Origin of the sequence: Streptomyces sp. NBC_00442, assembly GCF_036014195.1 — a bacterium.
GTDB lineage: Bacteria > Actinomycetota > Actinomycetes > Streptomycetales > Streptomycetaceae > Streptomyces.
In genome coordinates this window covers 6,321,799-6,340,682 of the sequence record NZ_CP107918.1, presented here as the reverse complement: position 1 = coordinate 6,340,682, position 18,884 = coordinate 6,321,799, and the positions used below count along the sequence as shown (strand labels likewise).

Sequence of the window (18,884 nt, the reverse complement as noted above, 5' to 3'; positions counted from 1 at the left end):
TTGTCCGGGTGGCGGAATGGCAGACGCGCTAGCTTGAGGTGCTAGTGCCCTTTATCGGGCGTGGGGGTTCAAGTCCCCCCTCGGACACCAGCGGGAACCCCACTTCGGTGGGGTTCTTCTGCGTTCGGGGCCACGCGTGCCCGCGGGCCGCCGGTGTCACATCCTGCGCAGGGCCAGCACCGCGTTGTGGCCGCCGAAGCCGAAGGAGTTGCTGAGGACCACGTCGCCGTACGGCGGCAGGGCGCGGGGGCTCTCGCGGACGATGTCCAGGCCGAGACCGTCCTCGGGGTCGTCGCAGCCGACGGTGGGCGGGATCAGGCCGTTGCGCAGGGTGAGGATCGCTGCGACGGCTTCCACCGCGCCCGCCCCGCCCTGGAGGTGGCCGAGAGCGCCCTTGTTCGCGGTGACCGGGACGTCCCGGATCTGGCTGCCGAAGAGCCGGCACAGGGCGAGGGCCTCGGTGCGGTCGCCTTCGACGGTGGCCGTGGCGTGCGCGTTGATGTGGGCCACGTCGCCGGTCGTGGCACCGGCGTCCGCGAGGGCCGTTCGCAGTGCCGCCTCGATGCCGCGGCCCTCTGGCTGCGGCGCCGCCATGTGGTGGGCATCGGCGGACAGACCCCAGCCGGCCGCCTCGCAGTAGACGCGGGCGTCACGGGCACGGGCGTGCTCCTCGCTCTCCAGGACGATCACTCCGGCGCCCTCACCGAGGACGAAGCCGTCGCGCGCCGCGTCGAACGGCCGTGACGCGTGCTCGGGTTGACCATTGCGCGTGGACACGGCCCGCATCGCGGCGAAGGCGGCGAGGATCTCCGGGGTGATCACCGCTTCGGTGCCGCCCGCGACGACGAGGTCGATCCGGCCGGCACGGATCGCGTCGATGCCCTGTCCGATCGCCTCCGTGCCGGACGCGCACGCGGAGACGAAGGTTCTGCACTGGCCGCGGATGTCCAGGTCCTTGGATATCTGGGCGGCCGACGCCGAGGGCACGATCATGGGCGTGGTGTGCGGGGAGACCGCTCTCGGCCCGCGCTCGTCGAGGGCGAGCCGGCTCTCGACGAGGACGGGGGCGCCGCCGATGATCGTGCCCATCGACACCCCGGTGCGGTCGGGTCGCAGCCCGGAGGCCGCCGTCCCGGCCGGGTCGAGCCCCGCGTCGCGCCAGGCTTCGCGGGCGGCGAGCAGGGCGAACTGCGCGGACCTGTTCATCCTGCGCGCCACCGGCCTCGGCAGCAGCGCGGCCGGGTCGACCGAGGCCCGCGCGGCCAGGCGCACGGGCAGCCCGTCGAAGCCGGGCCCCTCCACGAGCCCGACCCCGCAGCGGCCGTCGAGGAGCCCCTGCCACAGGTGTGGCGCGTCGCCGCCGAGCGGACTGAGGGCGCCCACGCCGGTCACCACCACCCGGCGCGCGCCGGGCGCCGCGGACCGCGCCGGGCCGGACAGGCCGGCGGGGTCGACCCGTGTGGCGCGGACCACTTGGCGTTCGTAGCGCGGAAGCACGCGCTCCAGATCCGGGCCGCCGGTCAGGGGGCGCAGATACAGCCTGGTCCTCGTCTCGGTCGCGGGCGCCGTACCCACCACCACGAGCCAGGGGCGGTCGGGGTCCGTGGCGATGACGTCTCCCGGCACCAGCTCGCCCGTGGTGAGCAGATGGCAGGCGCCGCCCATGACCGACTCTTCGTTCATCGTGGACCCTTGCTCCGTACGTCGCATACCTGGATGTTCCGGCACCAATCCCCTAGGCAGAGCATGCCTCCGGAACGCGGATCAGGCAGTCCAGGGAGATCCGGCTCGCGGCCCGGAGCATGCTTCGCATGGCCCGGTCGCCGCGCTGACCTGGGGTTCTCTTGCCTTTCGCGAGGGTGGTGGGGTTCTCTGGTTCCGTGAGACGCAGATCAACACCCCCGGCCGCACCGCTCGCGCAGCGCAACGGCATCGATCCGGTGCGTGTGCGGCTGCCCGCCGACCCCGAGGGGATCTGGGCAACCGTCGGCGACCATCTGACGGGCCGGTTCGAGGGCGCGATCGGCGCGGAGCGGGTGGCCGCGATGCTGCGCGAGGGGCGGTTCGTGGGGGCGGAGGGGGTGCTGCGCGGCACCGAGGCGTACCGCGCCGGTACGCATGTCTGGTTCCACCGGGACTTCGCGCCGGAGGTGCCGGTGCCGTTCGAGGTGGAGATCGTGTACCGCGACGAGCGGATCGTCATCGCGGACAAGCCGCACTTCCTCGCCACCACGCCGCGGGGCAGCCACATCACCGAGACGGCGGTGGCCCGGTTGCGGCGGGATCTGGAACTGCCCTCACTGCAGCCCGCCCACCGGCTCGACCGGCTGACCGCGGGGCTCGCGCTCTTCGTCGTACGGCCCGAGGACCGGGGCGCCTACCAGGGGCTGTTCAGCGGGCGCCGGGTGCGCAAGGAGTACGAGGCGGTGGCGGCGTACGACCCCGGTGTGGTGCTCCCCGCGATCGTGCGCAGCCGCATCGTGAAGGAGCGGGGCGTCATGGCCGCGCGGGAGGTGGCGGGTGAGCCGAACGCGGAGAGCGGGGTGGAGCTGGTCGGGCGGCGGGGTGCGCTCGGTCGGTACCGGTTGGTGCCCGCGACCGGTCGCACCCATCAGCTGCGGGTCCACATGAACGGGCTCGGGGTGCCCATTCTGAACGACCCGGTGTATCCGGAGGTGTTGCCGGAGGCGGAGCCGGGGGATTTCGCGGATCCGCTGCAACTCCTGGCGAGGGTGCTGGAGTTCACCGACCCGGTGACCGGGCACCCCCACCGCTTCGAGAGCGGGCTCTCCCTGGCGGCCTGGCCGGACCCCCAGCCCGGCTAGCCCGCCCGGGGGCTCCGCCCCAGACCCCGTTCGCACCTCAAGGCGGGGGTATGCCTCAGCCAGACCCCGTCGGGGGCGCGGGGAACTGCGCGAACGCCCCACGCCCCCACGCCCTCAGTGCCCCCGCGCCACCCACTCCCCCAGGCTCGGCCCCTCCGCCCCGATCGTCGTCGTGTCCCCGTGCCCCGTACGAACGATCGTCTCCGGCGGCAGCGTCAGCACCCGCTCCCTGAGCGAATCGATGATCGTCGGGAAGTCGGAGAACGAGCGGCCCGTCGCGCCGGGGCCGCCGGCGAACAGCGTGTCGCCGGTGAAGACCGTGCCGAGGGCCGGGGCGTGGAGGCAGACCGCGCCGGGCGCGTGGCCCGGTGTGTGCAGGACCCTGAGGACCACATCGGAGACCAACACCGCCTCGCCATCGGTGAGTTCACCGTCGGGGAGCCGGTCCGGGTGGGTCTGCTTCCACAGCGGGAGGTCGTCCGCGTGGAGGAGGATCGGCGCGCCCGTCGCCTCCGCGAGGGCCGGCGCCGCGTCGATGTGGTCGTTGTGGGCGTGGGTGCACAGGATCGCCCGCAGGGCCCGGCCGCCGAGCGCCGCCAGGATCGCGTCCGCGTCGTGCGCCGCGTCGATGACGACGGCCTCCTCGTCGTCCCCGACGATCCACACGTTGTTGTCGACGTCCCACGTGCCCCCGTCGAGGCTGAACGTGCCGGACGTGACCAGGTGATCGATACGCGCGCGAACGGTCATCAGAACTCCACCACCGAACGCAGCACGTCGCCTTCGTGCATCCGCGCGAAGGCCTTCTCGACCTCGTCCAGCGCGATCGTTTCGGTGACGAACGCCGCGAGGTCGATCCGGCCCTGCTGGTGCAGGTCGACGAGCATCGGGAAGTCGCGCGAGGGCAGGCAGTCGCCGTACCAGGAGGACTTCAGGGCGCCGCCCCGGCCGAACACGTCCAGCAGGGGGAGTTCCAGGGTCATGTCCGGGGTGGGTACGCCGACCAGGACGACCGTGCCCGCCAGGTCGCGGGCGTAGAAGGCCTGCTTGTACGTCTCGGGGTGGCCCACCGCTTCGATGACGACGTCCGCACCGTTGCCACCGGTGAGCTCGCGGACCGTCTCGACGACGTCCCGGTCACGGGAGTTGACGGTGTGTGTGGCGCCCATCGTCGTGGCCGTGGCCAGCTTGCGGTCGTCGATGTCGACGGCGATGATCTTCGCCGCGCCCGCGAGCCGGGCCCCCACGATCGCCGCGTCGCCGACGCCGCCGCAGCCGATGACCGCGACCGAGTCGCCCCGGCCCACGTTGCCGGTGTTGATGGCCGCGCCGATGCCCGCCATCACCCCGCAGCCGAGCAGACCCGCCACGGCCGGCGAGACCGACGGGTCGACCTTGGTGCACTGGCCGGCCGCGACCAGGGTCTTCTCCGCGAACGCCCCGATGCCCAGCGCCGGGGACAGCTCCGTACCGTCGAGCAGCGTCATCTTCTGCTTCGCGTTGTGCGTGTTGAAGCAGTACTGCGGGCGGCCCCGCAGACAGGCGCGGCAACTCCCGCACACGGCACGCCAGTTGAGGATGACGAAGTCGCCGGGCGCGACGTCGGTGACGCCGTCGCCCACCGACTCCACGATCCCGGACGCCTCGTGGCCGAGCAGGAACGGGAAGTCGTCGTTGATGCCGCCCTGCTTGTAGTGCAGGTCGGTGTGGCAGACGCCGCACGCCTGGATCTTCACCACGGCCTCGCCGGGGCCCGGGTCGGGCACCACGATGGTCTCGACCCGTACGGGCTGGTTCTTACCCGGTGCGATGACCCCTTGGACCTGCTGCGACATTCCGCCACTCCCTGCTTCGTACCGTCGGGTGTATTCGGGTGTATCAGGAATACACCTTATGAGGTGGCTTCGTGCACCCGTCGGCCTCCGACGTAGGTCGCCAGGACCCGGGTGGCGCCGATGTCCTCGGGCGGCCCCGCGTAGGGGTCGCGGTCGAGCACCGCCAGGTCGGCGAGGGCGCCCGCGCGGATGGAGCCCGTGTCGTCGAGGTGGTTCACGTACGCGGTGCCCGAGGTGTAGGCGGCGAACGCGGCGTTCAGGCCGATCCGCTGGGCCGGCAGGAACACCGGGCCCTTCTCGCCGGGCGCGATCCGGTTCACTGCCGTGTGGATGCCTTGCATCGGATCGGGGCTGCTGACCGGCCAGTCCGAGCCCGCCGCCACGGTCGCGCCCGCGCCGAGCAGCGCCGCGAAGGGGTACTGCCGTCCCGCGCGCTCGGCGCCGAGGAACGGGATGGTCAGATCGTCCATCTGGGGTTCGTGGGAGGCCCACAGGGGCTGGATGTTGGCGGTGGCGCCGAGTGCGCGGAAGCGGCCGATGTCGTCGGGGTGGACGATCTGGAGGTGGGCGAGGTGCGGCCGGGTGTCGCGCCGGCCGTTCTTCTCGCGGGCCGCCTGCACCGCGTCGAGCGCCTCGCGCACCGCCCGGTCGCCGAGCGCGTGGAAGTGGGCCTGAAAGCCGAGGGCGTCCAACTCGGTTACATATGAGCGCAGTTGGACCGGGTCGACGAAGCTGGTGCCCGTGTTGGCGGTGGCGCAGCCGCAGGCGTCGAGGTAGGGGCCGAGCAGGGCCGCGGTGCCGGTCTCGGCCACGCCGTCCTGCATGATCTTCACCGAGCCGGCGCGGAACCGGCCGTGGCTCAGCTCCCTTCGCCGCTCCACCAGTTCGGGGATCTGTTCGGCGCCGCGCTCACGGTCCCACCACAGGGCGCCGACGACGCGCGCGGTCAGCGAGCCGTCGCGGGCGGCGCTCATGTAGGCGTCGGCGGGATCGTCCATCGAGCCGAAGTTCCCGACGATCGCGTCCTGCCAGGCGGTGATGCCGTACGAGTGGAGGTGCGCCTGGGCGCGCAGCAGGGCCGCGAGGCGTTCGGCGGGGGTGGAGCGGGGGGTGAGCCGGCCGACCAGATCCATGGCGCCCTCCTGGAGCAGCCCGGTCGGCTCGCCCGACGCGTCGCGCTCGATGCGGCCGTCCGCGGGGTCGGGGGTGTCCCGCGTGATCCCGGCGAGCGTGAGGGCGCGGGTGTTGACCCAGGCACCGTGGTGGTCCCGGTTGGGAAGGTAGACGGGACGGTCGGGCACCACACGGTCCAGGAGGTCGCGGGTGGGGCTGCCGCCCTCGAAGGCCTCCATGGACCAGCCGCCCCCGGTGATCCACGTCTGCTCGGGGTGGGCGTCGGCGTAGGCCCGTACGGCGGACAGGGTGTCGGTGGCCGTGTGCAGACCCGTGAGGTCACAGCGGGCCAGCTCGATGCCGGCCGAGACCGGGTGGACATGGGCGTCCTGGAACCCGGGGACCAGCAACTTGCCCGCCAGATCGACGACTTCCGTGCGGGGGCCGATCAGCTCGCGCACCTCGTCGTGGCCGACGGCGGTGACGCGGTCCCCGGTGACGGCCACGGTGGTGGCCCGGGTGCGGGCGGCGTCCAGGGTGAGGGCGGGGCCGCCGGTGAAGACGAGGTCGGCCGGGTCGTGGCGCATGCGGGATCCGTTCTGTGCGGGAGGAGTTCTGCAGGGGAGACGTTCTGCGCGGGAGATGTTCTGCGCGGGAGAAGGGAGGTGCGGCACAAGGAGAGGGGGTGCAGGAACAGGGGTGGGTGTTCAGACCGCTTCGGGCGTGGTGCCGAGCGGCGCCGGTTCGGCTTCGGCTTCCGCGGTCGACAGACCGGTGACGAAGTACGGGGATTTCCTTACCCACTTGGCCCAGGCGCCGACGGCGATGCCGCTGAGCAGCATCGCCGCGGGGCAGGCCAGCATGAACCAGCCGTTGTCGGGGCTGACTTCGAAGTGGTCGGCCGAGGTGGCGAACGTCCAGGCGAGGTAGCCGCCGAGCCCGAGCAGGAACAGGGCGCTCAGGGTCGGGATCACGACGGCCCGTACGGCTTCCCCCGCGCTCTGCCTCAGCGCGCCGCGGAAGCGGCTCGCCGCGGCCAGGGCGGTCAGCGCGTAGTAGAGGGACACCACGATCCCGATGGCGTTGACCGAGGCCAGGATCAGGTCGCCGATCTTGGGGATGATCAGCGAGAGGACGGCGATGGCCGCCGCGACGCAGCCGATCGCGACGGTGCCCGCGACCGGGGTCCCGTACCGGGGGCTGACCTTGAGCCAGAGCGGGCCGAGCGTGCGGTCCCGGCTCATCGCGAACATGCCGCGCACGGTGGGGATGACGCCGGACTGGAGCGAGGCGACCGCCGAGAGGACCAGGGCGAGCAGAGGGAGGGCCGCGAGCGGCTGGGCGGCGAGGCGGTCGCCGAAGAAGGTGAGCCCCTGGGCGCCGTGGCCCACCAACTCATCCGGAGAGAGGACGCGTTGGAACGCGAAGGAGCCGAGCAGGAACAGGCCGAGCATGGTGAAGAGGGTGATGAGTCCGGCTTTGGAGGCGTCCTGGGGGTCCCGTATCTCCTCGTTCACGCTGAAGGTCGCGTCGAAGCCCCAGTAGCAGAAAACGGAGAGCAGCAGCCCCTGGGCGAGGGCCTGGCCGGAGGGGATGGTGAACGGGTTCAGCCAGTCGAGGCTGAAGGGGTGCGGGCCCTCGACAAGTCCGTAGCCGCAGAAGCCGAGCAGCACCGCGTACTCGAAGACCAGGAGCCACTTCTGGAGGGTGGCGGCCGAGCGGGTGCCGACGACCGCGGTGAGGGTGACGGCGACCAGGACGACGATGCCGAGCGCGGTGGACTGGGCCGTGGAGTCGGGGTCGAGGCGCAGCCCGCCCACCGCGTCCAGGCCCGTCTCGCCGGCCAGTTGGAGCAGTGCGGAGCCGGTGACGGCGGTGGTGTAGGCGAGGAAGACGACGGTGGAGACGATGCCGATCCAGCCGGTCAGGAAGCCGAGCCACGGGCTGAGCGAGCGGCCCACCCACACATAGCCGCTGCCCATGTTGGGCTCGACCTTGTTGAGCCGGGTGTACGCGCTCGCGATGCCCAGGATCGGGACGAAGGCGAGCAGCATCACGATCGGCAGGTGCAGGCCGACGGCGCCCGCGGTGACGCCGAGGCCGATGCCGATGCTGGTGGTGGCCGCCGTGGAGGAGGCGGCGATGGCGACGCCGTCGACGACGCCGAGGCTCTTGCGCAGAACGGGTGGGTCGTCGCTGCCGTGGGGAGTGCGCACGCGGGCTCCTTCGCCGAGGGGCGCTCGTCGGCCCCGATGGCGGCACATGGAACTCCCGGTGGAGTCGGTGCGTCAACGGCGTTGTCATAACGTGCGGCGGTCATTAGGGTGCGGCTGCATGAGCGAGCGAGTCGTGGCGGACGGGGAACGGCGGCGACGCCGGCCCACCAAGCGGGGCACGGTCCTGTCGGAGCAGCTGATCGTCGAGACGGCGCTGCGGCTGATCGGCGAGCACGGGGCCGCGGCGCTGACCGTGCGCCGGCTCGGTACGGCGCTCGGCGCGGATCCGAGCGCGCTCTACCGGTACTTCCGGGACACGGACGACCTGCTGCTCGCGGTCGCGGACGAGCTGATCGGGCGCACCCTGCGGTCGTGGCGGCCCGGCGGCGAGTGGCGGGCGGACCTGCGGTCGCTGGGGCTGCGGATCCACGCCGACTACCAGGCGCACCCGCAGGCGGCGGTGCTGACCTGCACGCGGGTGACCGGGCGGGTGCACGAGATGCGGTCGGTGGAGACGATCCTGGCGATCCTGCGCGGGGCCGGCTTCCCGGACGCCGAGGCGGTGCGGATCTACCACGTGTTCGTGGACCAGACCTTGGCGTTCGCGGCCCTCGACGCGACCGTGCTCACCCTGCCGAAGGAGTCACGGACCCTGGAGGAGCGCACCTGGCGCGAGCGGTACGCACGGCTCGGCGCGGACACTCATCCGAACGTGGCGGCGACGGCGCCGACCCTGGTCGCGGAGATGGGCCGCAGTGCCTATCCGGCGGCCCTGGAGATGATGCTGGCGTCGGCCGCCGCCCGCTTGCAGCACGTAGGGGCATGACGAAGCGCGTTCTGCGGGCATGGGGAAGGGCGGCGTCCCGGGTTCGGGGATGCCGCCCTTCCGGGGCGCCGGGAGGCCGGCGCCGCGTGGCCGTGTCCGGGGCCGTGCGCCCGCGCGGTGGCCGGGGCCTATTCGCCCGAGGCGATCGCGCCGACCCGCTTGCGCACGACGTACCAGCCGCCGACGAGCAGCGCCGCGATGATCGGCAGGCAGTAGATCGTGGTGCGGCCCACTCCCCCGCCGTACCACATCAAGAAGGCCACGGTGGCGAGGAAGACCAACGTCACGATCTGCGTGTAGGGCGCCCAGGGCAGCTTGTAGGAGGGCCGCTCCAGATGGCCCTCCTTGGCGCGGCGCCAGAACAGCAGCGAGCAGACCATGATCATCGCCCAGGTGCCGAGGATGCCGATGGAGGCGAAGTTGAGCACGATCTCGAAGGCGTCGTCCGGCACGACGCCGTTCAGGGCGACACCCAGGATGCCGAAGAAGGCGGTGAACAGGACGCCGCCGTAGGGCACCTTGCCCTTGTTCATGACGCCGACGAACTTGGGCGCGGAGCCCGCGAGCGACATCGAGCGCAGGATGCGGCCGGTGGAGTACAGGCCGGAGTTGAGGCTGGAGAGCGCCGCGGTGAGGACCACGAGGTTCATCACGCCGGCCGCACCGGGCACGCCGAGCTTGTCGAGGACGGTGACGAACGGACTCTGGCCCTCGGAGTACTCGGTGTACGGGAGCAGCAGCGCGAGCAGCACCACGGAGCCGACGTAGAAGATACCGACGCGCCACATGATCGAGTTGATGGCCTTGGGCAGGATCTTCTGCGGGTTCTCCGTCTCGCCGGCGGCGACGCCGCACAGCTCGACCGAGGCGTACGCGAAGACGACACCCTGGATGACGAGCAGCATGGGCAGCATGCCCATCGGGAAGATGCCGCCGTGGCTGGTGATGTTGGCGAAGCCCGGCGTGGAGCCGTCGACGTCGTGCTGGGTCACCACGAGGTAGATGCCGACGAGCATGAAGGCGACCAGTGCGACGACCTTGATGATCGCGAACCAGAACTCCATCTCGCCGAAGTACTTCACCGAGATGAGGTTGGCGGTGAGGACGACCGCGAGCGCGACGAGCGCGCAGACCCACTGCGGTACGTCGCTGAACATGGCCCAGAAGTGGGCGTAGGTCGCGGCCGCGGTGATGTCGGCGACGGCGGTGGTCGACCAGTTCAGGAAGTACAGCCAGCCCGCCGTGTAGGCGCCCTTCTCACCCATGAACTCGCGGGCGTAGGAGACGAAGGCGCCCGAGGAGGGACGGTAGAGCACGAGCTCACCGAGGGCCCGTACGACGAAGAAGGCGAAGACGCCGCAGACCGCGTAGGCGATCGCGAGCGAGGGGCCCGCGCCCGCGAGACGGCCGCCGGCACCGAGGAAGAGGCCGGTGCCTATCGCGCCGCCGATGGCGATCATGTTGATGTGGCGGGACTTGAGGTCCTTGCTGTAACCGGCGTCACCGGCGTCGATGTGGGGGGTGCCCGTCGTCGCCCCCGCGGGGGCACTCTGGGGCTCGGCCGCAGGCATGGTGCGGTCACTCATGGAGTAGTTCGCCTTTGTGAGGGGTCATGCGGTCGTGCGGGACCGGTCGCGTCGGTGATGCAGGTCGTCACCCTGGCACGAGCCGGCGGCGCCCATAGTCCCCGCTGTCTGCACAGTTTGGCAGTGGCCAATGTCACGTACGGGCAGATTTGAGCTGTTTCTGAGGTAACCGAAAGGTATCCGGTGCGCGTTTTTGTTGCTCAGCGTACCTAGGGCGCGAGGACGTCGAGCTCCTGGAGGGCGCCGAGCGCGATCTCCCGGGTCAGCCGTTCGGCCTCCGCGGCGTCGCGCTCGCGCACCGCCGCGGCCACCCGCACGTGCAAAGTGACGGCTGCCGGGTCGGGGTCGGGGAACATGACCTGGTGGTGGGTGCGGCCGGTGAGGACCTCGGCGACCACGTCGCCGAGCCGGGCGAACATCTCGTTGCCGGAGGCGTTGAGCACGATCCGGTGGAAGGCGACGTCGTGCACGAGGTAGGCCTCCAGCTGCCGCCCGCGCGAGGTGGCCACCATGCCGAGGGCCTCCTCGGTGAGGGCCGCGCACTGCGCGGGGGTGGCGTGCAGGGCGGCGAGCCCGGCCGCGGCCGGCTCCACGGCCGAGCGCAGCACGGTCAGGGAGCGCAGTTGGCGCGGCCGGTCGGCGCCGGCCAGACGCCACCGGATGACCTGCGGGTCGTACACGTTCCACTGCTCCGCCGGCCGGACCGTCACGCCGACCCGGCGCCGCGACTCGACCAGATGCATGGATTCCAGGACGCGGACCACTTCGCGGACCACGGTGCGCGAGACGTCGAAGCGCTGCGCGAGCTCGTCGGTGCGCAGCACGCTGCCGGGCGGGTACTCGCCCGCGGTGATGGCCAGGCCCAGGCTGTCGAGCACATGCGTGTGAAGGCCCCGGGCCCCAGTCGTCATGGGCCAAGACTACGGGCGCGAACCCGGGCCTTAAAAGTATGACTTTTACATCACGACCTCTTGAATATGTCGTACCTAATGAGTTTGAGTGGGCCGCGACGGACATCGATGTCGATGAGGACAGCGAGGCACCACCCGCATGAACTCCCCCCTGACCATCGTGGTGATGGGCGTTGCCGGGACCGGCAAGACCACCATCGGACCGCTGGTCGCAGCACGGCTCGGCGTCCCCTACGCCGAGGGCGACGACTTCCATCCCGCGGCCAACGTCGCCAAGATGTCCGCGGGCATCGCCCTGGACGACGCCGACCGCGGGCCCTGGCTCGACGCGATCGGCGCCTGGGCGCACGGCCGGGCCGGGCTCGGCGGCGTCGTCAGCAGCTCCGCGCTCAAGCGGAGCTACCGCGACCGGCTGCGGGCGGCCGCCCCCGGGATCGTCTTCCTGCACCTGACGGGGGACCGCGCGCTCATCGAGCGGCGGATGGCCGAGCGCAAGGGCCACTTCATGCCGGCCGCGCTGCTCGACTCCCAGTTCGCCACCCTTCAGCCGCTGGGCGCGGACGAGGCGGGCGTCGCCGTCGACGTGTCCGGCACCCCCGAGGACATCGCGGAGCGGGCCGCCGCCGCGCTGCGCACGCTCACCACCTAAGGAATCCCCACCGTGACCAGACTCAGCGTCGAGTTCCTGGCAGCGGACGCCACGCAGCCGATCACCTCGGCCGGCCACACCCAGCTGGGCATCGCCGTACTCGCGGGCATCGCCGTCATCGTCCTGCTCATCACCACCTTCAAACTGCACGCCTTCCTGGCGCTGACCATCGGCTCGCTGGCGCTCGGCGCGTTCGCGGGCGCGCCCCTCGACAAGGTCATCACCAGCTTCAGCGCGGGCCTCGGCAGCACCGTCGCCGGCGTGGGAGTGCTCATCGCGCTCGGCGCCATACTCGGCAGACTGCTGGCCGACTCCGGCGGCGCCGACCAGATCGTCGACACCATCCTGGCCAAGGCCGGCAAGTCCGGCGGGCGGGCGATGCCCTGGGCGATGGTGGCCATCGCCTCGATCATCGGGCTGCCGCTCTTCTTCGAGGTCGGCATCGTGCTGCTGATCCCGGTGGTGCTGCTCGTCGCCAAGCGCGGCAACTACTCCCTGATGCGGATCGGCATCCCCGCGCTCGCCGGCCTCTCGGTGATGCACGGCCTGATTCCCCCGCACCCGGGGCCGCTCGTCGCCATCGACGCGATCGGCGCCAATCTGGGGGTGACGCTCGCGCTCGGCGTGGTCGTGGCCATTCCTACGGTGATCATCGCGGGCCCGGTGTTCTCGAAGTACGCCGCCCGCTGGGTCGACATCCCCGCCCCGGACGCGATGGTCCCCAGCCGCCCCTCGGAGGACCTGGAGAAGCGCCCCAGTTTCGGCGCGACCCTCGCCACGGTGCTGCTTCCGGTCGTCCTGATGCTGGCCAAGGCGCTGGTCGACATCGTGATCGACGACCCGAAGAACCACCTCCAGCGGGTCACCGACGTCATCGGCTCGCCCCTGATCGCGCTGCTCGCCGCCGTCCTGGTCGCCCTCTTCACACTCGGCCGGGCCGCCGGGTTCACCAAGGAGCGGATCTCGACGACCGTCGAGAAGTCCCTCGCGCCGATCGCGGGCGTCCTGCTCATCGTGGGCGCGGGCGGCGGCTTCAAGCAGACGCTGATCGACGTGGGTGTCGGCCGGATGATCCTGGACTTCTCCAGGGACTGGGCGATTCCCTCGCTGCTGCTCGCCTGGCTGATCGCGGTCGCGATCCGGCTCGCGACGGGCTCGGCGACGGTCGCGACGATCTCCGCCGCGGGTCTGGTGGCACCGCTCGCGGCCGACATGTCGACCGCGCACGCGGCGCTGCTCGTGCTCGCCGTCGGCGCCGGTTCGCTCTTCTTCAGCCACGTCAACGACGCCGGGTTCTGGCTGGTGAAGGAGTACTTCGGGATGAGCGTCGGCCAGACGGTCAAGACCTGGTCGGTGATGGAGACGATCATCTCCGTGGTGTCGCTCGGCTTCGTGCTGCTCCTGTCACTCGTCGTCTAGCCGGGGTTCCGGACCCGCGTCGTCCCCTCCCGGTTCCCACAAGGGGTGTTCACGCTCCGCCCACCGCCGTTCGACCGACCCGGTACGCATGCCACGGCGTGCCTCCGGGTCGCCGAACGCCATCCACACGTGTCCGGCGACGACGATGCCGACGGCGAGCGAGAGCCAGTCGTGGACGAACGTGGACCCGATCCGCACCTCGATGGGCGCGAGGTGCGTGAACCACATCACCAGGCCGGTGCCCAGCATCACCAGGCAGGCACCCGCGATCCAGCCCGCGTACACCTTCTGCCCGGCGTTGAACTTGTCAGCGGGCCGCGGCTCGCGCAGCCGGCGCAGGGCGCTGCGCAGCCAGGTGCGGTCGTACGGGTAGAAGCGGTTGAGCCGGCCCAGATCCGCCCGGACGGCGCGCGACACGAGCCCGGCCAGGACCGGCACGGGCAGCAGCACCCCGCAGATCTCGTGCACCCGCACCACCAGTTCACGGCGGCCGACCGCCTCGGCGAACTGCGGGACGTACAGGATCGCGGCGGTGACCACACAGGCGCCCATCAGCCAGGCCGTGGCCCGGTGCACCCATCGCACGCCGGGCGTGAACCTCCGTACCGTGTAGGGGAGTTCAGGAGGCGGTGGGGGTGTCTTCGCGTCCGTTGGACCGGCCGACCCAGGCGTCGGTGTCATAGCCTCGCTCCTCCCAGAATCCCCGCTCGACCTTCTCCGTCACCGTGATCCCGGAGAGCCATTTCGCCGACTTGTAGAAGTACATGGGCGCCACGTACAGGCGGACCGGGCCGCCGTGCGCGTGGCTGACCGGCTTGTCCTGCATGCTCAGGGCGATCAACACGTCGTCGCGGCGCGCCTGTTCGAGGGTGAGGCTCTCGCTGTACGCGCCGTCGAAGCAGGTGAAGCGGACCGCGCCGGCGCCGGGGCGCACTCCCGCCGCGTCCAGGAGGCGGGACAGCTGGACCCCGGCGAAGGGGGTGCCGGGCACCCGCCAGCCGGTCACGCACTGCACATCGCGCACCAGGCGGGTCTGCGGCAGCGCGCGCAGCGCGTCCAGTGTGTAGGACGTCGGCCTGGTCACCAGGCCGTCGACGCTCAGGCGGTAGTCGGCGGCGCTCTTGTTCGGCACCGACGAGGTGACCGAGTAGTAGCGGAAGCCGCCGCCGTTGGGCAGCAGGCTGGTGAGCCCGGTGGGGTCCTTGTCGGCGGCGGCGCCGAGGAAGGATTCCAGGCCGCCCTGGAGGTAGCGGGCGGAGGCGACGCCGGCCACGCCGAGTCCGAGCATGCCGAGCACGAGCCGGCGCCCGACGGGTGCGCCCCGCTCGGGCGGAGGCGTTGGTTCTGGTGTCACCCCATGATTCGAACACCCGCGGGCCGGTCCTGCCAGGGGCCGGGGCCGCACGTCACCGTTCCGTCAGAAATTCCCCGCCCGGGGCACGGGCCCCCCTACGAGACGGCCTTCGCCGCCGCACGGCCCGCCGCACGCCCGGAGAAGATGCAGCCGCCGAGGAAGGTGCCTTCCAGGGAGCGGTAGCCGTGGACGCCTCCGCCGCCGAACCCGGCCGCCTCCCCCGCCGCGTACACGCCCGGCAGCGGCTCGCCGCCCGCCATGAGGACGCGCGAGGACAGATCGGTCTCCAGGCCGCCGAGCGACTTGCGGGTCAGGATGTGCAGCTTCACCGCGATCAGCGGGCCGGCCTCCGGGTCGAGGATGCGGTGCGGGGGCGCGGTGCGGATCAGCTTGTCGCCGAGATAGGCACGGGCCCCGCGCAGGGCGGTGACCTGGAGGTCCTTGGTGAAGGGGTTGGCGATCTCACGGTCGCGGGCCACGATCTCGCGGCGCAGCGCCGCCTCGTCGATGAGGGGCTCCTCGGTGAGCGCGTTCATGCCGCGCACCAGCGAGGCGAGGTCCTTCTCGACGACGAAGTCGGCGCCGTGGTCCATGAACGCCTTGACCGGCCCCGGCACATCGGCACGGGCCCGCCCGATGACACCGCGTACGGACTTGCCCGTCAGGTCGGGGTTCTGCTCGGAGCCCGACAGGGCGAACTCCTTGCCGATGATCTTCTGGTCGAGGACGAACCACGTGTAGTCGTACCCGGTCTTCATGATGTGGTCGAGCGTGCCGAGCGTGTCGAAGCCGGGGAAGAGCGGCACCGGAAGCCGGCTGCCGCGCGCGTCCAGCCAGAGCGAGGAGGGGCCGGGGAGAATGCGTATGCCGTGCCGGGCCCATATCGGGTTCCAGTTCTGGATGCCCTCGGTGTAGTGCCACATCCGGTCGCGGTTGATGTGGTGGGCGCCGGCCCGTTCGGTGATGCCGAGCATGAGGCCGTCCACATGGGCGGGCACCCCGGAGAGCATGTGTTCGGGCGGGGTGCCGAGCCGCTCGGGCCACTGGGCCCGCACGAGGTCGTGGTTGCCTCCGATGCCGCCGCTGGTCACGATCACCGCCTGCGCCGTAAGCTCGAAGGAGCCGGTGACGGTCCGGGTGGACGCGGTCCCGCGCGCGGCACCGGACGGCTCCAGGATCTCGCCGGTGACGGTGTCGACGGTTCCGGCGCTGCGGCCGAGCCCCGTGACCCGGTGGCGGAACGCGAACTGAACGAGTCCCCGGGCGGCGCCCTCCCGCACTCTCCGCTCGAACGGGGCGACGATGCCCGGCCCGGTGCCCCAGGTGATGTGGAAGCGGGGAACGGAGTTGCCATGCCCGGTGGCGTCGTAGCCGCCCCGTTCGGCCCAGCCCACCACGGGGAAGAACCGGACCCCCTGGGCGTGCAGCCACGCCCGCTTCTCGCCCGCCGCGAAGTCGACGTACGCCGTGGCCCACTCGCGTGGCCAGTGGTCCTCGTCCCGGTCGAAGCCGGCCGTGCCGTACCAGTCCTGGAGCGCGAGCGCCCGGCTGTCCTTGATCCTCATACGGCGCTGCTCGGGCGAGTCCACGAGGAAGAGACCGCCGAAGGACCAGTGCGCCTGGCCGCCCAGGGACCGTTCGGGCTCCTGGTCGAGCAGGATCACCTTTTTGCCGGCGTCCACCAGCTCGGCGGTGGCCACCAGGCCCGCGAGGCCCGCCCCGATCACGATCACATCGGCGTCGTACGCCATCGGCCGCTCATTCCGCTCGTCCGCCAGGTTACCCGTGGGTCAGATCTTCGGCGGGCCGTCACCCGGCGTCAACCGCCCGGCGGCGGGCACCCGGGAGGCAGCCGCGTCGCCGGGGCGCTATCGTCGGCCAAAACAGCGCCCCCCGGCCGTACTTGAGGTGTACGTCGTGTCGGTCCTGGTCCTCGTCCTCGCCGTGAGCGCAGCGTGTTGTCTGGGCTCGGGCTTCGTGCTGCAGCAGAACGCGGCGCAGCACGCCCCGCTGAGCGACTTCCTCTCCCCGAGGCTGCTGCTCGACCTGGTGCGGATGCCGCGCTGGCTGGCCGGGATAGGCCTGATGGTGGCGGGGATGGTGCTGAGCGCCCTCGCGCTCGGCTACGGCGAGGTGTCGCTGGTCGAGCCGCTGGTGGCGACCAACCTGTTCTTCGCGATGTGGCTGTCGCGGCTGTGGACCCGCCAGCCGCTCGGCCGTCAGGGCTGGGCGGGGCTCGTGCTGCTCGCCGGCGGGGTGACCGCGTTCATCGTGGCGGGCCAGCCGCAGGGCGGCGTCGCCGTCGCGGGTGCGCTGCGGCACTGGCTGATCGTGGGCATCGTGGTCGGCACCGCGCTGGTGCTCGCGGCGCTCGCCAAGCACGACCGGCTCAGCGTGGCGGCGCCGGTGCTGCTGGCCCTCGCCGCGGGCATGCTGTACGGCCTCCAGGACGCGCTGACCCGGATCAGCGGGCAGCGCCTGTCGCGCGGCGGCTGGCCGGAGCTGATGACGAGCTGGCAGCCGTACGCGGTGATCGCGCTCGGGATCACCGGGCTCGTCCTGGTGCAGAGCGCCTTCGAGACGGCTCCGCTGCGGATGTCGCTGCCCGCCCTGACGGCGGCGCAGCCGCTCGCGGGGATCGCCTGCGCGGTCGGCTTCCTCGGGGACCGGCTGCGTACCGACACGGGGGCGCTGGCCTGGGAGGCGGCCGGGCTCGCGGCGATCGTGGCGGGGATCGTGCTGCTCGGGATGCACCCCGCGATGCCGTCCGGCACCGCGCCGCAGGAGGAGACCTGTGACCTCCAGCCGCACTGAGCGTCCCGGTGGGCGGCGCGGGGGCGGGGCGACGGGGCCGGTGGAGGGCCGCCGGGGCGGTGGTTTCATGGCTCCATGAATCCGGCTGATGAAATCCTGGACATCGTCGACGAGCACGACACCGTGACCGGGCAGGCCCGGCGGGCCGACGCCTACGCGCGGAACCTGCGGCACCGCTGCGTGTTCATCCTGGCCCGGGACGCGGCGGGCCGGATCTTCGTCCACCGCCGCACCCCGGACAAGCTCGTCTTCCCCTCCCTGTACGACCTGTTCGTCGGCGGGGTGGTGGGCGCCGGCGAGTCGTACGACGACGCGGCGCTGCGCGAGGCGGAGGAGGAGCTCGGGGTGCGCGGGCTGCCGCGGCCGGTGCCGCTGTTCAAGTTCCTCTTCGACAACGGTGAGCAGAGCTGGTGGTCGTCGGTGTACGAGGTGCGGTGCGAGCTGCCCGTGGACCCGCAGGTGGAGGAGGTCGCCTGGCACGCCTTCCTGCCGCTCGACGAGCTGGAGCGCCGCATCGACGACTGGGAGTGGGTGCCGGACGGGCTCGCGGCGTGGCGGCGGCTGCGCGCCTCGGGGCTCGCGCTGTCCTGAGGGGCCGCCGGGTAGGGTGCGGCGAGTGATCACGATCGTGCAGACGCTGCGGCTGTGGTTCGCGCCCCAGCGGATCGGCGAGGAGGGCGAGACCCCCGACTACCGGTTCTCGCTCGCCAACGAGCGCACCTTCCTGGCCTGGATCAGGACCTCGCTCGCGCTGGTCGGCGGCGGCTTCGCGGTCGACCAGTTCCTGCCGGACCTGCGCCGGGGCATCCGGGTGGCGCTCGCGCTCGCGCTGCTCGCCGCGGGGGTGCTGTGCGCGCTGCGGGCGGTGAACCACTGGGTGCGGTGCGAGCGGGCCATGCGGCGCGGCGAGGACCTGCCGGTGTCGCGTTTCCCGACCGTCCTGAGCCTCGCGGTGGCCCTGGTCGCCGTGTCGATGGTGGTGGTCGTGGTCTTCGGCTGGGCGGGCTGATGCCCGCACGGGTGCCCGCACGCGACCCGGGGCTCCAGCCCGAGCGGACCCGGCTCGCGTGGCGGCGTACCACCCTGTCGTGCACGGTGGCCGCCGTGCTCGCCGCCAAACAGGCCGTGCACCGGGGAAGTTCACCCCTCGCGCTGGTGGCGGTGACGCTCGGCGCGCTGGTGTGGCTCGGCTTCCTCGCGGTGGCGCACCGCCGCATCCAGACGCTGAGCGGCGGCGCCCGCCCCCGGGTGCTCGGGGTGCGCGCCGCCCTCGCGGCGGCCGCGTGCACGGTGGCCCTGGCCTGTCTCGCCGTCGCCATGCTGTTCTGAACGCGGT

Annotated in this window: 18 protein-coding genes and 1 tRNA gene; 9 read left to right on the top strand and 10 right to left on the bottom strand. The window is 71.9% G+C overall.

What is annotated here, in order from left to right; translation table 11 throughout:
- The first annotated feature begins 2 nt into the window (after positions 1–2).
- Positions 3–90: transfer RNA gene (locus OG432_RS28420), tRNA-Leu, on the top strand.
- Positions 91–156: 66 nt separating this feature from the next.
- Here the strand turns inward: OG432_RS28420 and OG432_RS28415 are convergent.
- Complete coding sequence (locus tag OG432_RS28415; protein ID WP_328313808.1) at positions 157–1,683, bottom strand: beta-ketoacyl-[acyl-carrier-protein] synthase family protein; 1,527 nt, start codon at positions 1,681–1,683, stop codon at positions 157–159.
- Positions 1,684–1,880: 197 nt separating this feature from the next.
- Between OG432_RS28415 and OG432_RS28410 the strand changes: the two genes are divergently transcribed.
- On the top strand, positions 1,881–2,825 hold the full coding sequence (locus OG432_RS28410) for a pseudouridine synthase (protein ID WP_328313807.1): 945 nt from the start codon (positions 1,881–1,883) through the stop codon (positions 2,823–2,825).
- Positions 2,826–2,939: 114 nt separating this feature from the next.
- Here OG432_RS28410 and OG432_RS28405 read toward each other — a convergent pair whose 3' ends face one another.
- The 4 genes from OG432_RS28405 to OG432_RS28390 all read right to left on the bottom strand — a co-directional run bounded on the left by OG432_RS28405 (position 2,940) and on the right by OG432_RS28390 (position 8,037).
- A complete protein-coding gene (locus OG432_RS28405) occupies positions 2,940–3,575 on the bottom strand; it encodes an MBL fold metallo-hydrolase (RefSeq protein WP_328313806.1) in 636 nt (211 codons plus the stop codon).
- On the bottom strand, positions 3,575–4,660 hold the full coding sequence (locus OG432_RS28400; RefSeq protein WP_328313805.1) for an S-(hydroxymethyl)mycothiol dehydrogenase: 1,086 nt from the start codon (positions 4,658–4,660) through the stop codon (positions 3,575–3,577). Before OG432_RS28400 ends, OG432_RS28405 begins: the two co-directional genes overlap by 1 nt.
- Positions 4,661–4,716: 56 nt before the next feature.
- Entirely contained in the window at positions 4,717–6,360 is a 1,644-nt protein-coding gene (locus OG432_RS28395) for an amidohydrolase (RefSeq protein WP_328313804.1), read from the bottom strand.
- Positions 6,361–6,480: 120 nt separating this feature from the next.
- Complete coding sequence (locus OG432_RS28390; RefSeq protein ID WP_443058475.1) at positions 6,481–8,037, bottom strand: APC family permease; 1,557 nt, start codon at positions 8,035–8,037, stop codon at positions 6,481–6,483.
- 70 nt (positions 8,038–8,107) lie between these two features.
- Between OG432_RS28390 and OG432_RS28385 the strand changes: the two genes are divergently transcribed.
- The gene (locus OG432_RS28385) at positions 8,108–8,815 is read left to right on the top strand and encodes a TetR/AcrR family transcriptional regulator (RefSeq protein WP_328313802.1); all 708 of its coding nucleotides are present in this window, start codon (positions 8,108–8,110) and stop codon (positions 8,813–8,815) included.
- Between the two features lie 128 nt (positions 8,816–8,943).
- Here the strand turns inward: OG432_RS28385 and OG432_RS28380 are convergent, their stop codons facing one another.
- On the bottom strand, positions 8,944–10,401 hold the full coding sequence (locus tag OG432_RS28380) for an amino acid permease (RefSeq protein WP_328313801.1): 1,458 nt from the start codon (positions 10,399–10,401) through the stop codon (positions 8,944–8,946).
- Between the two features lie 209 nt (positions 10,402–10,610).
- Positions 10,611–11,312 carry a FadR/GntR family transcriptional regulator gene (locus OG432_RS28375; protein ID WP_328313800.1) on the bottom strand — a complete coding sequence of 234 codons (702 nt, stop codon included), beginning with the start codon at positions 11,310–11,312 and terminating at the stop codon, positions 10,611–10,613.
- Positions 11,313–11,451: 139 nt separating this feature from the next.
- On the opposite strand from OG432_RS28375, the gene OG432_RS28370 reads away from it, so the two are divergent.
- Entirely contained in the window at positions 11,452–11,961 is a 510-nt protein-coding gene (locus OG432_RS28370) for a gluconokinase (protein ID WP_328313799.1), read from the top strand.
- 12 nt (positions 11,962–11,973) lie between these two features.
- Positions 11,974–13,380, top strand: a complete 1,407-nt coding sequence (locus OG432_RS28365) for a GntT/GntP/DsdX family permease (RefSeq protein ID WP_328313798.1) — start codon at positions 11,974–11,976, stop codon at positions 13,378–13,380.
- On the opposite strand, the gene OG432_RS28360 is transcribed toward OG432_RS28365, so the two are convergent.
- The 3 genes from OG432_RS28360 to OG432_RS28350 form a co-directional block, all read right to left on the bottom strand.
- Positions 13,366–14,061: a cytochrome b/b6 domain-containing protein gene (locus OG432_RS28360; RefSeq protein ID WP_328313797.1), complete on the bottom strand. Its 696-nt coding sequence runs from the start codon at positions 14,059–14,061 to the stop codon at positions 13,366–13,368. The genes OG432_RS28365 and OG432_RS28360 overlap by 15 nt on opposite strands.
- Positions 14,000–14,734, bottom strand: coding sequence for a molybdopterin-dependent oxidoreductase (locus OG432_RS28355; protein ID WP_328313796.1), 735 nt, complete (start codon positions 14,732–14,734; stop codon positions 14,000–14,002). Before OG432_RS28355 ends, OG432_RS28360 begins: the two co-directional genes overlap by 62 nt.
- Positions 14,735–14,829: 95 nt before the next feature.
- Positions 14,830–16,485, bottom strand: a complete 1,656-nt coding sequence (locus OG432_RS28350; protein ID WP_328313795.1) for an FAD-binding dehydrogenase — start codon at positions 16,483–16,485, stop codon at positions 14,830–14,832.
- Between the two features lie 166 nt (positions 16,486–16,651).
- Here OG432_RS28350 and OG432_RS28345 point away from each other — a divergent pair, with 166 nt between their 5' ends.
- The 4 genes from OG432_RS28345 (at position 16,652) to OG432_RS28330 (ending at position 18,877) form a co-directional block, all read left to right on the top strand.
- On the top strand, positions 16,652–17,548 hold the full coding sequence (locus tag OG432_RS28345; RefSeq protein ID WP_328313794.1) for a DMT family transporter: 897 nt from the start codon (positions 16,652–16,654) through the stop codon (positions 17,546–17,548).
- A gap of 75 nt (positions 17,549–17,623) precedes the next feature.
- Positions 17,624–18,139 carry an NUDIX hydrolase gene (locus OG432_RS28340; protein ID WP_328313793.1) on the top strand — a complete coding sequence of 172 codons (516 nt, stop codon included), beginning with the start codon at positions 17,624–17,626 and terminating at the stop codon, positions 18,137–18,139.
- Between the two features lie 25 nt (positions 18,140–18,164).
- Positions 18,165–18,557 carry a YidH family protein gene (locus OG432_RS28335; RefSeq protein WP_328313792.1) on the top strand — a complete coding sequence of 131 codons (393 nt, stop codon included), beginning with the start codon at positions 18,165–18,167 and terminating at the stop codon, positions 18,555–18,557.
- Entirely contained in the window at positions 18,557–18,877 is a 321-nt protein-coding gene (locus tag OG432_RS28330) for a DUF202 domain-containing protein (RefSeq protein WP_328313791.1), read from the top strand. The genes OG432_RS28335 and OG432_RS28330 overlap by 1 nt, the downstream gene beginning before the upstream one ends.
- Positions 18,878–18,884 lie beyond the last annotated feature (7 nt).

Coding starts and splice junctions, on each gene's coding strand:
- OG432_RS28415 (WP_328313808.1), bottom strand. CDS start 1,683: ATGAACGAAGAGTCGGTCATGGGCGGCGCCTGCCATCTGCTCACCACG.
- OG432_RS28405 (WP_328313806.1), bottom strand. CDS start 3,575: ATGACCGTTCGCGCGCGTATCGATCACCTGGTCACGTCCGGCACGTTC.
- OG432_RS28400 (WP_328313805.1), bottom strand. CDS start 4,660: ATGTCGCAGCAGGTCCAAGGGGTCATCGCACCGGGTAAGAACCAGCCC.
- OG432_RS28395 (WP_328313804.1), bottom strand. CDS start 6,360: ATGCGCCACGACCCGGCCGACCTCGTCTTCACCGGCGGCCCCGCCCTC.
- OG432_RS28390 (WP_443058475.1), bottom strand. CDS start 8,037: ATGTGCCGCCATCGGGGCCGACGAGCGCCCCTCGGCGAAGGAGCCCGC.
- OG432_RS28385 (WP_328313802.1), top strand. CDS start 8,108: ATGAGCGAGCGAGTCGTGGCGGACGGGGAACGGCGGCGACGCCGGCCC.
- OG432_RS28380 (WP_328313801.1), bottom strand. CDS start 10,401: ATGAGTGACCGCACCATGCCTGCGGCCGAGCCCCAGAGTGCCCCCGCG.
- OG432_RS28375 (WP_328313800.1), bottom strand. CDS start 11,312: ATGACGACTGGGGCCCGGGGCCTTCACACGCATGTGCTCGACAGCCTG.
- OG432_RS28370 (WP_328313799.1), top strand. CDS start 11,452: ATGAACTCCCCCCTGACCATCGTGGTGATGGGCGTTGCCGGGACCGGC.
- OG432_RS28360 (WP_328313797.1), bottom strand. CDS start 14,061: ATGACACCGACGCCTGGGTCGGCCGGTCCAACGGACGCGAAGACACCC.
- OG432_RS28350 (WP_328313795.1), bottom strand. CDS start 16,485: ATGGCGTACGACGCCGATGTGATCGTGATCGGGGCGGGCCTCGCGGGC.
- OG432_RS28340 (WP_328313793.1), top strand. CDS start 17,624: ATGAATCCGGCTGATGAAATCCTGGACATCGTCGACGAGCACGACACC.
- OG432_RS28330 (WP_328313791.1), top strand. CDS start 18,557: ATGCCCGCACGGGTGCCCGCACGCGACCCGGGGCTCCAGCCCGAGCGG.